Annotated in this window: 10 protein-coding genes and 1 pseudogene; 7 read left to right on the top strand and 4 right to left on the bottom strand. The window is 60.8% G+C overall.

Translation table 11 applies throughout. The annotated features are described in order from the left end of the window. The first annotated feature begins 11 nt into the window (after window positions 1-11). The 6 genes and pseudogenes from glgC to A3C3_RS47105 form a co-directional block, all read left to right on the top strand. Window positions 12-1,274 (top strand): glucose-1-phosphate adenylyltransferase, encoded by a 1,263-nt coding sequence (gene glgC, locus A3C3_RS0117510; protein ID WP_022715877.1) that lies wholly within the window; start codon window positions 12-14, stop codon window positions 1,272-1,274. 4 nt (window positions 1,275-1,278) lie between these two features. Continuing rightward, window positions 1,279-2,721 (top strand): glycogen synthase GlgA, encoded by a 1,443-nt coding sequence (glgA, locus tag A3C3_RS0117515; protein ID WP_022715878.1) that lies wholly within the window; start codon window positions 1,279-1,281, stop codon window positions 2,719-2,721. Between the two features lie 5 nt (window positions 2,722-2,726). After that, the gene (locus A3C3_RS0117520) at window positions 2,727-4,358 is read left to right on the top strand and encodes an alpha-D-glucose phosphate-specific phosphoglucomutase (RefSeq protein WP_022715879.1); all 1,632 of its coding nucleotides are present in this window, start codon (window positions 2,727-2,729) and stop codon (window positions 4,356-4,358) included. A 10-nt stretch (window positions 4,359-4,368) separates the two neighbouring features. Beyond that, a complete protein-coding gene (gene glgX, locus A3C3_RS0117525) occupies window positions 4,369-6,348 on the top strand; it encodes a glycogen debranching protein GlgX (protein ID WP_022715880.1) in 1,980 nt (659 codons plus the stop codon). Window positions 6,349-6,437: 89 nt separating this feature from the next. After that, window positions 6,438-6,926 carry a MaoC family dehydratase gene (locus A3C3_RS0117530; RefSeq protein WP_022715881.1) on the top strand — a complete coding sequence of 163 codons (489 nt, stop codon included), beginning with the start codon at window positions 6,438-6,440 and terminating at the stop codon, window positions 6,924-6,926. A 12-nt stretch (window positions 6,927-6,938) separates the two neighbouring features. After that, window positions 6,939-7,413: pseudogene (locus A3C3_RS47105) on the top strand (HIT family protein); the annotation flags it as partial. A gap of 36 nt (window positions 7,414-7,449) precedes the next feature. Here A3C3_RS47105 and A3C3_RS0117535 read toward each other — a convergent pair. Genes A3C3_RS0117535 through A3C3_RS0117550 form a run of 4 tightly spaced genes read right to left on the bottom strand, consistent with a single transcriptional unit; the run spans window position 7,450 to window position 12,602 of the window. After that, complete coding sequence (locus tag A3C3_RS0117535) at window positions 7,450-7,998, bottom strand: sarcosine oxidase subunit gamma (protein ID WP_022715882.1); 549 nt, start codon at window positions 7,996-7,998, stop codon at window positions 7,450-7,452. After that, window positions 7,991-10,984: a sarcosine oxidase subunit alpha gene (locus tag A3C3_RS0117540; RefSeq protein ID WP_022715883.1), complete on the bottom strand. Its 2,994-nt coding sequence runs from the start codon at window positions 10,982-10,984 to the stop codon at window positions 7,991-7,993. The genes A3C3_RS0117535 and A3C3_RS0117540 overlap by 8 nt, the downstream gene beginning before the upstream one ends. Further along, a complete protein-coding gene (locus A3C3_RS0117545) occupies window positions 10,981-11,322 on the bottom strand; it encodes a sarcosine oxidase subunit delta (RefSeq protein WP_022715884.1) in 342 nt (113 codons plus the stop codon). The genes A3C3_RS0117540 and A3C3_RS0117545 overlap by 4 nt, the downstream gene beginning before the upstream one ends. Window positions 11,323-11,348: 26 nt before the next feature. Further along, a complete protein-coding gene (locus A3C3_RS0117550) occupies window positions 11,349-12,602 on the bottom strand; it encodes a sarcosine oxidase subunit beta family protein (RefSeq protein WP_022715885.1) in 1,254 nt (417 codons plus the stop codon). 245 nt (window positions 12,603-12,847) lie between these two features. On the opposite strand from A3C3_RS0117550, the gene A3C3_RS0117555 reads away from it, so the two are divergent. Then, window positions 12,848-13,810: a FecR family protein gene (locus A3C3_RS0117555; RefSeq protein WP_022715886.1), complete on the top strand. Its 963-nt coding sequence runs from the start codon at window positions 12,848-12,850 to the stop codon at window positions 13,808-13,810. The last annotated feature ends 4 nt before the right edge of the window (window positions 13,811-13,814 follow it).

The raw sequence follows: 13,814 nt of genomic DNA on the forward strand, positions 1-13,814 counted from the left end.
AGGAGTAGAAAATGGTAGAAAAGCGCATTCAGCCACTTGCCCGCGACGCAATGGCCTATGTTCTGGCCGGCGGCAGGGGAAGCCGCCTCAAGGAACTCACCGACCGGCGCGCCAAGCCGGCGGTCTATTTCGGCGGCAAATCACGTATCATCGACTTTGCACTGTCGAACGCGCTGAATTCCGGCATCCGCCGCATCGGCGTCGCGACGCAGTATAAGGCTCACTCTCTGATCCGCCATATGCAGCGTGGCTGGAATTTCTTGCGTCCCGAGCGAAACGAGAGCTTCGACATCCTGCCGGCCAGCCAGCGCGTCTCGGAAACGCAATGGTACGAAGGCACTGCCGACGCCGTCTATCAGAACATCGACATCATCGAGGATTACGGCGTCGAGTACATGGTCATCCTTGCAGGCGATCATGTCTACAAGATGGATTACGAGTGGATGCTGCAGCAGCACGTCGATTCGGGCGCGGATGTCACCATCGGCGTCCTGGAAGTGCCGCGCATGGAAGCCGTGGGCTTCGGCGTTATGCATGTGGACAAGGCCGACCGGATCATCGATTTCGTCGAAAAGCCCGCCAATCCGCCAAGCATTCCGGACAAACCTGACTTTGCGCTGGCGTCCATGGGGATCTATGTCTTCCACACCAAGTTCCTGATCGACGCATTGCGCCGCGACGCAGCCGATCCGAATTCCAGCAAGGATTTCGGCAAGGATATCATCCCCTATATCGTGAAGAACGGTAAGGCGGTCGCCCACCGCTTCGGCCAGTCCTGCGTCCGCTCGGATTTCGAACATGAACCCTATTGGCGCGACGTCGGAACGATCGAAGCATACTGGCAGGCGAATATCGATCTGACGGCGATCGTTCCGGAACTGGATATTTATGACAAATCCTGGCCGATCTGGACCTATGCGGAGATCTTGCCACCGGCAAAATTCGTCCATGACGACGAAGACCGCCGTGGCTCGGCCACCTCCTCGGTCGTCGCCGGCGATTGCATCATCTCCGGCGCCACGCTTCACAAAAGCCTTCTTTTCACCGGTGTTCGTGCTAACTCCTATTCCAAATTGGAGGGCGCCGTCGTCCTGCCGAGCGTGAAGGTCGGCCGGCGCGCGCAATTGAAAAACGTCGTGATCGATCATGGCGTCGTCATTCCGGAGGGCCTTGTCGTCGGCGAGGATCCGGAACTCGATGCCAAGCGGTTTCGGCGCACGGAAAGCGGTATTTGCCTGATTACGCAACCGATGATCGATAAGTTGGATCTTTAGACATATGAAAGTTCTTTCGGTTTCGTCCGAAGTCTTCCCTTTGATCAAGACAGGGGGCCTTGCCGACGTGGCCGGCGCCCTGCCAATCGCACTCAAGCGGTTCGGCATTGAAACGAAGACCCTCATGCCCGGCTACCCGGCAGTCATGAAGGTCATTCGCGATCCGGTCGTTCGCCTGCAGTTCGATGATCTGCTGGGAGCGCCCGCGACGGTGCTGGAAGTGGAATATGAAGGCCTCGATATCCTCGTTCTCGACGCCCCTGCATATTACGATCGCGCGGGCGGTCCTTATCTCGACCAGACGGGCAAGGACTATGCCGACAATTCGCGGCGTTTCGCGGCGCTATCGCTGGCGGCTGCCGAAATCGCCGCAGGCCTGATGCCAAACTGGCGGCCGGACCTCGTACATGCCCACGACTGGCAGGCCGCCATGACGCCGGTCTATATGCGCTACTATCCCACGCCCGAGCTGCCGAGCGTTCTCACAATCCACAACATGGCCTTCCAGGGCCAGTTCAGCGCCGACATCTTCCCGAGCCTGCGCCTGCCGCCGCATGCGTTCTCGACTGAAAGCATCGAATATTACGGCCATATCGGCTTCCTGAAAGGTGGCCTTCAGACCGCGCACGCGATCACCACCGTAAGCCCAACCTATGCCGAGGAAATCCTGACGAACGAGTTCGGCATGGGGCTGGAAGGTGTCATCGCCAGCCGCCGCGACGTGCTGCACGGCATCGTCAACGGCATTGATGCTGAAGTTTGGAATCCGGCAACCGATCCGGTCGTCCACACACACTACGGCGTCACGACACTTAAAAATCGCGAAGAGAACCGCAAATCGATCGCCGAATTCTTCCGCCTGCATGATGACGGCGCGCCGATCTTCAGCATCATCAGCCGCCTTACCTGGCAAAAGGGCATGGACGTGATCGCTGCGACCTCCGACGCAGTCGTCGCCCTCGGCGGCAAGCTTGCCGTCCTCGGCTCCGGCGATCCAGCGCTTGAAGGCTCGCTGCTTGCCGCAGCCGCCCGTCATCCCGGCCGCATCGGCGTCTCGATCGGATATAACGAACCGATGTCGCACCTAATGCAGGCCGGCTGCGATGCCATCATCATTCCCTCGCGTTTCGAACCTTGCGGTCTCACCCAGCTTTACGGCTTGCGTTATGGCTGCGTGCCGATCGTGGCACGCACCGGCGGCCTCAACGATACCGTTATCGATGCCAATCACGCCGCGCTTGCAGCGAAAGTCGCAACGGGGATACAGTTTTCTCCCGTCACCGCAGAGGGTATGTTGCAGGCAATCCGGCGTGCACTACATCTCTTCGCGGACCAAAAAGTCTGGACCCAATTGCAAAAGCAGGGCATGAAATCGGATGTCTCGTGGGAGAAGAGCGCCGAGCGCTACGCTGCCCTCTATTCAAGCCTCGCCCCGAAAGGCAAGTGACAGAAATGAACAAATCTGTATCCACAACGCCCTACCAGGACCAGAAACCCGGCACTTCGGGTCTCAGGAAGAAGGTCCCGGTCTTCCAGCAGCCGAACTATGCTGAGAACTTCATCCAATCGATTTTCGATTCGCTGGAGAGCTATCAGGGCAAGTGCCTCGTCATCGGCGGCGACGGTCGCTACTACAATCGCGAGGTCATCCAGAAGGCGATCAAGATGGCCGCCGCCAACGGCTTCGGAAAGGTCATCGTTGGCAAAGGCGGCATTCTTTCGACCCCGGCTGCCTCGCACATCATTCGTAAATACAAGGCTTTCGGCGGCATCATCCTTTCTGCCAGCCACAATCCCGGCGGTCCGACCGAAGATTTCGGCATCAAATACAACGTCAACAACGGCGGGCCGGCGCCGGAAAAGATCACCGACGCGATCTATGCGCGCACCAGGGTGATCGACAGCTACAAGATCGCCGATTTCCCGGACGTGAACCTCGATCGCATCGGCAAGGAAGAACTGCCCGGCGGCATGATGCTTTCGGTCATCGACTCGGTCGAGGACTATACCGCGCTGATGGAGGAGCTCTTCGATTTCGGCGCGATCCGCAATCTGATCAGCCTCGGCTTCCGCATCGCCTTCGATGCGATGAGCGCCGTTACCGGCCCCTATGCCAAGGAAATCTTCGAAAACCGTCTTGGCGCGCCGCTCGGCTCGGTGCGCAATTTCATGCCGCTGCCGGATTTCGGCGGGCATCATCCGGATCCGAACCCTGTCCACTGCAAGGAACTCTATGACGAGATGATGGGCGAGGATGCGCCCGATTTCGGCGCCGCTTCGGACGGCGACGGCGACCGCAACCTCATCATCGGCCGCGGCATCTTCGTCACCCCATCAGACAGCCTGGCGATCCTCGCAGCCAACGCCAATCTCGCGCCGGGATATTCCGGCGGCCTGGCAGGCATCGCACGCTCCATGCCGACCAGCGGTGCTGCCGACCGTGTCGCCGAGAAACGCGGCATCGGCATGTACGAAACGCCGACCGGCTGGAAATTCTTCGGCAATCTGCTCGATGCCGGCATGGCAACGATCTGCGGCGAGGAGAGCGCCGGAACCGGCTCCAGCCACGTCCGCGAGAAGGACGGTCTCTGGGCCGTACTCCTCTGGCTGAACATCCTTGCCGTCCGCGGCGAAAGCGTTCAGGACGTCGTTATCCAGCATTGGCAGACCTATGGCCGCAACTACTATTCCCGCCATGACTATGAAGGCGTGGATACCGACGCTGCAAACGGCCTGATCGATAATTTACGCAGCCAGCTTGCTGCCCTGCCGGGCAAGACCTTCGGCGGCTTGACTGTCGAAAAGGCGGACGACTTCGCGTATCACGATCCGGTCGACAAGTCGGTCAGCGAACATCAGGGTATTCGCATTCTCTTTTCGGGCGGCTCGCGTGTCGTGTTCCGCCTCTCCGGCACCGGGACGTCCGGTGCGACGCTCCGTGTTTACCTGGAGCGTTACGAGCCAGATTCGACCCGGCACAACATCGAGACGCAGGAGGCGCTGGCCGACCTGGTCGCCGCCGCGGAAAGCATCGCCGATATCGGCAAGCGCACGGGCCGTGATGCACCTTCGGTGATCACCTGATCGGAGGCTCATGCGGGCGGACAACAGGGCTAAAGGGGGCGCGATCCTTTTCGAAACCGGCGTCGAATTCGCCGTCTGGTCGCAGCATGTCGCAGAGATCCAGCTCTGCCTCTTCGATGAAACCGGCAACAAGGAACTCGCGCGCCTGCCGATGGCGCGCGAAAACGGCCATGTGCACCGCCTTTTCGTCGACGGTCTGAAGGAAGGCGCCTGTTACGGCATTCGGGCCGACGGCATCTATGCTCCGGAAAACGGTCTCTGGTTCGATCCGTCCAAGCTTCTGGTCGACCCGTACGCCAAACAGCTCGACCGTCCCTTCCGCCATGATCCGCGTCTCGGCATCTTCGGCGAAGACACGCAGAACCTGATGCCGAAGGCGATGGTGACCCGCGATACGAAAGTGACGCTGGAGAAACCTCTCTTCAAGCCAGGCGGGTTTATCTATGAAGTCGCGGTCAAACCCTTCACGATCCTCCACCCGGACGTTCCCGAGACGCAGCGCGGCACCGTCGCCGCCCTTGCCCATCCCTCAGTGATCGCTCATCTCAAGCGGATCGGTGTCGATGCCGTCGAGCTGATGCCGATCACCGCTTGGATCGACGAACGCCATTTGCCGCCTCTCGGACTAGCGAACGGGTGGGGCTACAATCCCGTTGCCTTCATGGCGCTCGATCCGCGCCTCGTGCCGGGCGGCATGGCCGAACTGCGCGATACGGTCGCGAAGCTTCGGGCCGAAGGCATCGGCGTCATTCTTGATCTCGTCTTCAACCATACCGGCGAGAGCGACCGTTACGGCACGACGCTGTCGCTGCGCGGCCTCGACAATCTCTCCTTCTACCGGCATCTGCCCGGCCGGCCAGGCGAGCTCGTCAACGACACCGGGACCGGCAATACCGTCGCCTGCGATCATCCCTATGTCCGCCAGCTCATCATCGACAGCCTCCGACATTTCGTCCTCGGCGCCGGCGTCGATGGTTTCCGCTTCGATCTGGCGCCGGTTCTCGGCCGCACGGCAAACGGCTTCGAGGCCCATGGGGGGACACTCTCCGCGATCCTCGACGATGACGTGCTCGCCGAGCGCATCATGATCGCCGAGCCTTGGGATATCGGTCCGGGCGGCTATCAACTCGGCAATTTTCCAGCTCCCTTCCTCGAATGGAACGACCGCGTTCGCGACGATATCCGCTGCTATTGGCGCGGCGACGACTGGAAGACCGGACCGCTCGCAACAGCACTGGCCGGCTCCTCCGACATTTTCTCGCGAAACGGCGCAACGGCGACGCGCAGCGTCAATTTCCTGGCTGCCCATGACGGTTTCACGCTGAAGGATCTCGTTGCCTACAGTCATAAGCACAACGAAGCGAACGGCGAGGAAAACCGCGATGGCCACAACGAGAACCATTCGTGGAACAACGGCATCGAGGGCGAAACGCCCTATCCCGATATCATCGAGAAGCGCCGTGGCGATCTGAAGGCGCTGATCTCTACGCTCTTTGCCAGCCGCGGCAGCATCATGCTGACGGCGGGGGATGAAGGCGGGCGAACACAGCGCGGCAACAACAACGCCTATTGCCAGGACAACGAAATCACCTGGGTCGACTGGAAGGCGCTGGATGAAGAATTGATCGCCCACACCGCCTTCGTGGCAGCATTGCGAAAGCGCTTCTCCGTCTTCTCCGAATCCGGCTTCTTCAACGGCAACGGCGATATCGAATGGGTATCATCCTCGGGCAAGCCGATGACCGTTGGCAAGTGGGAGACTGCGAATTTTTCCACGCTCGGCATGCTGCTCACAACGCGCGACCGCGATAGCCGCAGACAGGTGCGTCTGGCCGTGCTCTTCAATCGATCGAACAATGCAATGGACTTCGTCCTCCCGCCCCCAGAGACTGCCGCGTGGCGGCTGTTGAGCGCGTCCGGCAACTCCGGAAAGCTTGGCGCGGCAGTGACCGTTCCGCCGCGGTCGGCCATCTTTTGCGTCGGGAATTGATTCAAGCCGCAACGACTGTGAATCGTTGTCGTAATTGTCATAGATCCACTGTAAGCAATTGAGCAGGCGCCTTTTTTCATGGGGAATTTATGGTCAGGGAAATTTCGCTCGCGGAAGTCCGCGGGCTCATTGGCACGAAAACAGGGCTTTCAGATTGGATTCTTGTCGATCAGGCGATGATCGACGCTTTTGCGCACGCCACCAACGACCATCAGTTCATCCATACCGATCCGGCCCGCGCGACAACCGAAAGCTCCTTCGGTGGCACGATCGCCCATGGTTTCCTGACGCTCTCTCTGCTTTCCACAATGAACTACAATGCGTTGCCCAAAATCCGCGAGCAGACGATGGGTATCAACTATGGATTCGACAAGGTGCGCTTCATGGCGCCGGTCAAATCCGGCACCCGCATCCGCGGTCATTTCGTTCTCGCCGACGCACGCTTCCGCGGCGCCAGCATGCTGATGACCACATATGAAGTGTCCATCGAGATCGAGAACGAGAAGAAACCCGCGCTTACTGCGAACTGGATCACCATCATCCAGTTCGACCCGAAGGACCGGCCGGAGGAAACCTGAGGAGCAGGCTCTTTGGAAATCCCCGCGCAGTCCCATATCCTCGAAACCGGGAGCTGGCTTGTAAACCACAGGATGGATTCGGCGTTGCCGGGCTATCTTATGGTCGGTTCCAAGAGGCTTGCCGATGAACTTTCCGAATTGCCGGCCAGCGCTCTTCCAGAACTGGGCCCCGCTACTGGCAAGGGTCGAGGACGCTGTGCACCGGGTTTTGCAGACGCAGCGTGTCTATATCGGCCGATATGGACACGCCCCGGGCTATAGGGTCCATTTCCACATAATTCCGGTTTATGATTGGGTGGAGACACTCTTCTGGGAGGATGCCCGATATCGGATCCTTGAGGACCTTGCCGAATCTCCCGTCAAGGCCACTGATGGCGCGGCGTTGACGCTGTTCGTATGGCGGGAATTTTGCGAACGCGCAGTTCCGCCCGCGATCAAGGGCTCCTCCGTTTCAGAGGCCATTGGATTGCTGAAAGCGGCTATGCGTCCTTATCCGCTCTCGCGCGATTTCACGGCCAGCCCGTCAGTGCCCCGCGTCTTCTGTCGCCTCGGCCAGCAGACCGAAGACATAGTCGGAAAACGACCGCCAGCATTCGACCCGGAACGTATCGTCTTCGGTGCGGAAGAACACGACCTCCGCCTTGCCGAACAGCGTGCGCGAGCAGGCGCCGACCGGAAATGTGCCGATCGACAGGTCCTGCGGGCAGCCGCCCGAAAGCGTGGCTTCGGCGCCAGGGCCGGAGACGATGATGCCGACATTGCGATGGGAGACATCCGTCGCCGAATGAAGGAGGCTGACACCTGAAAACAAGGCCATCAAATCTGCGCCGTCTTCATCGATCACCAGCCATTCGTCGGGGCCGAGCCAGAGCGCCGAGCGTCCGCCCTTGCGGCCCGAGGTCTTCGGCGCAGCCGGGATCGTGACGCCGAGAGCCGATGAAAGAGCTTTGAGCGAACCTGCCGGCGCCCGCAGCGCCACCCGGCTCGCGGCAGGTGCAGGCGTCAGCCGTACAGTGGCAGAACCGCCGTGGTTGCCGGAAAGAACGGGTTTGCGAATTGCCATATCAACCATTGATCCGGCCTCCTTCTTTGTCAAAGAACACCATATCCGTCACTTCAACGGCAATCGTCTTGTCCGGCATCGGTACGTAAAGAGTCTCGCCTATGCGCGCACGGCCGCCGGCGACCAGCGCGAAGGCGATCGACTTGCCGAGGTTTTCCGACCAGTAGGACGAGGTCACATGCCCAAGCATGGTCATCGGCTTCGGCTCGTTCGGATTGGCGACGATCTGTGCCCCCTCTTCGAGCACAAGCTTCGTATCCTTCGTAGCGAGACCGACAAGCTGCTTGCGGCCTTCCCTGACGAGATCGGGACGCTTCAGCCCCCGAATGCCAACAAAATCGGTCTTCTTCTTGGAAACGGCCCAGGAAAGACCCGCGTCATCCGGCGTAACCGTGCCGTCCGTATCCTGTCCAACGATGATATAGCCCTTTTCGGCGCGAAGAACGTGCATCGTCTCGGTGCCGTAGACGCAGGCGCCGAGCGGCTCGGCATTCGCCCAGACAGCTTCCAGCACCGACTGGCCGAAATCGGCTGGAACGTTGATTTCGAAGCCGACTTCGCCAGTAAACGACACTCGGAAGAGGCGCGCAGGCACGCCGCAGACCTTGCACTCGCCAACGCTCATATGCGGGAAGGCCTCGTTGGAAATATCGAGCCCCTCAACGAGCGGTGCGACGATCTCGCGCGCCTTCGGACCTTGCACGGCAATCACAGCCCATTGCTCGGTAACGGAGGTCAGCCACACCTTCAGGTGCGGGAACTCCGTCTGCAGATAGTCTTCCATGTGATGAAGAACGCGCGGCGCGCCGCCCGTCGTCGTCGTGACATGGAAACGGTCATCCGCGAGACGCCCGACAACGCCGTCGTCGTACACGAAGCCGTCTTCGCGGGTCATGATGCCATAGCGGCACTTGCCGGGTTTCAGCGTGTCCCAGGCATTGGTGTACATCAGGTTCATGAACTCGGCCGCATCCGGACCGACGACCTCGATCTTGCCGAGCGTCGAGGCATCAAAAACGCCTGCGCTATCGCGAGCCGTTTTGCATTCGCGGGCAACTGACTGATGCATCGTCTCGCCGGCACGCGGATAGAACCAGGCACGCTTCCAGTTGCCGACGTCTTCGAACACAGCGCCATGCGCCTCTTCCCACTGATGCATCGGCGTCTTGCGCGCGGGATCGAAGAGCTCGCCGCGCGAATGGCTGATCAGCGTGCCATAGGTGACCGGCGTATACGGCGCACGGAAGGTCGTGAGGCCGACCTGCGGGATTTCCTTGCCGAGCATTTCGGCGGCGATCGCCAGACCGTGCATGTTGGAGAGCTTGCCCTGGTCGGAGGCCATGCCGTTCGTCGTGAAACGCTTGATGTGCTCGATCGAGTGCATGCCTTCGCGCACCGCAAGACGGATGTCCTTGGCGCAGACATCGTGCTGGAAGTCGATGAAGGCCTTGGCGCTCGTCTCCGGTCCGGCACCTTCGGCAGCACCAATCATACCCCCGGTCCAGTCATAGGCCTGCTCGGCCGAGATGCTGATCTTGCCACTGCCCGGTTTTCCGACGGCCTGCGCCATCAGCTCGCCGGCCGCAAGAGACTCTTCGATCGTCTGTTGCAGGCCGTCCGTGCCGTTGCAGGCGCCGACCGACAGGCAGTCCTGGGCATAAGTGCCGGGCAGGAAGCGCTGGCTTTCCGGCTCGAACTTCACCTTGCCGCGCGACTGCGAGAAAAGATGCACCGACGGCGTCCAGCCGGCCGAAACCAGCAATGCATCGATCGCAATCTTGCGCGGCGAACCGCCGCCGTTGCGGGCAACGGTCATCGATGAGACGCGGAGCTTGCCCGAAGTATTGATGACCGATTGTCCAGCCAGCACCTCGATACCGAGTGAACGCGCTTCGGCAAGAACTGCAGCCCCCGGTGCCTGGCGGCAATCGACGATCGCAGCGATAGCCACGCCGGCACGCTTCAGGTCGAAAGCGGCTTCATAGGCCGAGTCATGGGCGGTGTAGACACCAACCCTGGCTCCGACGGCGATGCCGTAGTGGTTCAGGTACATGCGCGCAGCGGACGCCAGCATGATGCCCGGACGGTCGTTGTTTCGGAATACCATGTGCCGCTCGATTGCACCGCTGGCGAGGATCACCCGCTTGGCGCGGACCTGCCAGAGACGCTCGCGCGGCAGGTCACGGCCCGGCTTGGCGATATGGTCGGTCACGCGCTCGGCAAGAGCGATGAAATTATGGTTGTAGTAGCCGAAGGCCGTCGTGCGGGTCAGAACCTGCACGTTGTCCATCGCCTTCAGCTTGGCAGCTGCCTGCTGCGCCCAGACGTAGCCTTCGATGCCGTCGATCTTCACCCCGCAGTCGAAACGCAACGCACCGCCGCATTCCGCCTGCTCGTCGCAGATGATGACGCGGGCGCCCGCCTCGGCCGCGGCAAGGGCAGCGGAGAGACCGGCAACGCCGGCGCCGGCGACGAGCACGTCGCAATGCGCATAGCGGCTTGCGTAGTGATCCGGATCGCCTTCCGTCGGCGCGACGCCGAGACCGGCGGAACGTCGGATGAGTGGCTCATAGACGTGCTTCCAGGCGGCCTTCGGCCACATGAAGGTCTTGTAGTAGAATCCGGCCGCAAAGAACGGCGAAAGCAGATCGTTGATGCCACCGACGTCAAAAGCAAGCGACGGGAAGCGGTTCTGCGACTTGACGATCATACCGTCGAAGACTTCCTGAACCGTGGCGCGCACGTTCGGCTGCTTTCGCGCCGAGTCTCGGGCGACGTCGATCAGCGCATTCGGCTCTTCCGCACCGGCTGAAAGGATGCCGCGCGGGCGGTGGTACTTGAAGGAGCGGCCGACGAGATGCACGCCGTTGGCGATCAGGGCCGAAGCAACGGTATCGCCTTCGAGCGCGGTATAGCTCTTGCCGTCGAAAGTGAAGCGGGCGGTTCTCGCCGGCGTCAGGCGTCCCTTGCCTGGAATTCGGTTCGCGCCGCTCATTGCGCCTCTCCTTCCATCGCTTCATAGGTTTCGACGGGGGCGTGCGGGACGCTGGCAGCGCCTATTTCAGGCTTTGGCTCGCCTGCCTTGTAGGTCATGATGAATTTGTCGCTGATGGTGTCGCGCGCCGCATTGAAGAAACGGCCGCAGCCGTGGATGTGCCGCCAGCGTTCGAAGATCAGACCCTTCGGGTTGTCGCGCAGGAAGAAATACGCCTCGAATTCCTCGTCGGAAATCGAAGCGATATTCTGGGGCCGCGCAATATGCGCGTCGCCAGCGCCACGGAATTCGAGCTCGGAGCGCTCTTCCTGACAGTATGGGCAGTGGATCAGTAGCATTGGATTCCCTTGTCGGAAGTGCGTGGTCAGTGCGCGACGGCGGCGGCTGCCGCTTCATCGATGAGCCGTCCGGTGCGGAAGCGCTCCAGCGTCAACCCGGCATTGAACTTGTGCGGCTCGTCACGGGCGATCAGGTGCGCAAAGAGATTGGCCGAACCCGGCGTCGCCTTGAAGCCGCCCGTTCCCCAGCCGCAGTTGACATAGAGCCCCGGAACCGGCGTCTTCGACTGGATCGCCGAACGGTCCGGCGTATTGTCGACGATGCCGCCCCAGGAGCGCATCATCTTCACGCGGCGGAACATCGGGAAGAGCTCGCAAATCGCATCAAGCGTATGCGTGATGATCTGCAGGCCGCCTGTCTGCGAATAGGAATTATACTGGTCAGTGCCAGCGCCGATGACGAGCTCGCCCTTGTCGGACTGCGAGATATAGGCATGCACCGTGTTCGACATGACGACACAGGGAAAGATCGGCTTTAGTGGTTCGGAAACCAGCGCCTGCAGCGGGCTCGATTGCAGCGGCACGCGCACGTCCGCCATCTTCATCACGGTCGTCGAGTGGCCAGCCGCGGAGACGCCGAGCTTCTTCGCGCCGATGAAGCCGCGATTGGTTTCGACGCCAACAACCCGCCCGTCCGGTCCGCGGCGGATGCCGGTGACTTCGCAATTCTGGATGATGTGAACGCCGCGATCCGACGCCGCACGGGCATAACCCCAGGCGACCGCATCATGACGCGCCGTCCCGCCGCGGCGCTGCAAGGCGGCGCCGTTAATCGGATAGCGCGCCGTCGCCGAAATATCGAGCGGGGGGCAATAGGCCTTCGCCTGCTCCGGCGTCAGCCATTCATTATCGATGCCATAGAGCCGGTTGGCATGGATATGCCGCTTGAAGGACTGCTGATCGTGGATGTTGTGCGAGAGCATCATCACGCCGCGCGGCGAATACATCACATTGTAGTTCAGATCCTGCGAGAGGTTCTCCCAGAGCTTCATCGAATGCTCGTAGATGTGCATGCTCTCTTCATAGAGATAGTTCGAGCGGATGATGGTGGTGTTACGGCCGGTGTTGCCACCGCCGAGCCAGCCCTTTTCCAATACCGCGACGTTGGTGATGCCGTGCTCCTTGGCAAGGTAGTAAGCTGCTCCCAGACCATGCCCGCCGCCGCCGATGATAATGACGTCGTATTGCGCACGCGGCTCCGGCGAAGTCCACTGCCTCTCCCAGCCCTTGTGGCCTCTGAGCGCTTCCCGTGCCACGGCAAAAACCGAGTATTTCCGCATCCGCCTTGATCTCCTTCAGGGAAAGGCATTTTCTTCGTGGCCATACAAATCGCAAATCGAAATGCGGCACAACGTTTCTTTTGCGACGCGAACGGGCTTTTGTTTGACATGGGTGGAACAAGTGCTGATGACAGTGAGGTTGTCGCATCCGCCCGCCCGCACCGGATTAGTCCGACTAACCCAAGAGGGCAGGAAGACGAGCCGTAAAATTACATGCTAATATTCCTATTCTTAGGGGTATTCCCATGTCCTATCTGAGTCTTGCCACAGCCACGGTGCTCAGCGCGGTGCTTTTCAGTTCCATGCCGGCCTCCGCAGCCGAGCAGGTTGGCCAGGCGGTCCACATCAAGACGGAAGTGACCGGTCAAACGGGACCGCTGACCGTAAATGCCGCAGTCCATCGCGACGAGCGCATTCGTACATCGAAATCCGGCCTCGGCCAGTTTCTCTTCCGTGACGGCACCAAGCTTGCGGTCGGCTGGGGTTCGTCAGTCGTCATCGACAAATACATCTTCGATGACTCTCAATCGGTGAAAAAGCTGAGCATCCGCGCAGCGAAGGGGACTTTCCGCTGGATCAGCGGCAGTTCGAAATCGTCCGCCTACCAGATCCTGACACCTGCGGGCACGATCGGCGTGCGTGGCACCGCCTTCGATTTCTATGTCGGCCCGGATGGAACGACGGCCGTCGTGATGCTGAATGGCGCCGCCCAGTTTTGCGGCCCGGGTGGCTGCCGGCAACTGACACGCCGTTGCGACTATGTCGTTGCGACCCCCAACGGCAACATGACGGATGTGGCGCGCGTAAACCAGGGCGTCCTTCGAAGACTGGAGACGGCACGCGCCCTCCCATTCCTTTCCGGCAGTCAGTCGCTTTCCGGCATGATGGGCGGCGGCTGCGGACTCATGGCGACAGTGCAGCGGCCCGATAACCTTCAGCGCCAGGCGCCGGCCGTCCCGCCTCGGGAACCGACGCCGGAGAAGCCGCATAAACCCGACAAGCCGGATAAGCCCGATAAGCCCGATAAGCCCGATAGACCACACAAACCCGACAGGCCGGATAAGCCGGACAAGCCGCATGACCACGATAGGCCGCATAAATCACATGATCACCACCGGGGCGATCACGACAGCGACCGCGACGAAGGCGACCATCATCATGGCAAGGACCGCGATAGGGATCGCGGCGAACGGAACCACCATCGCTGATACG

The organism is Rhizobium mongolense USDA 1844, assembly GCF_000419765.1.
GTDB classification, from domain to species: Bacteria; Pseudomonadota; Alphaproteobacteria; order Rhizobiales; family Rhizobiaceae; genus Rhizobium; species Rhizobium mongolense.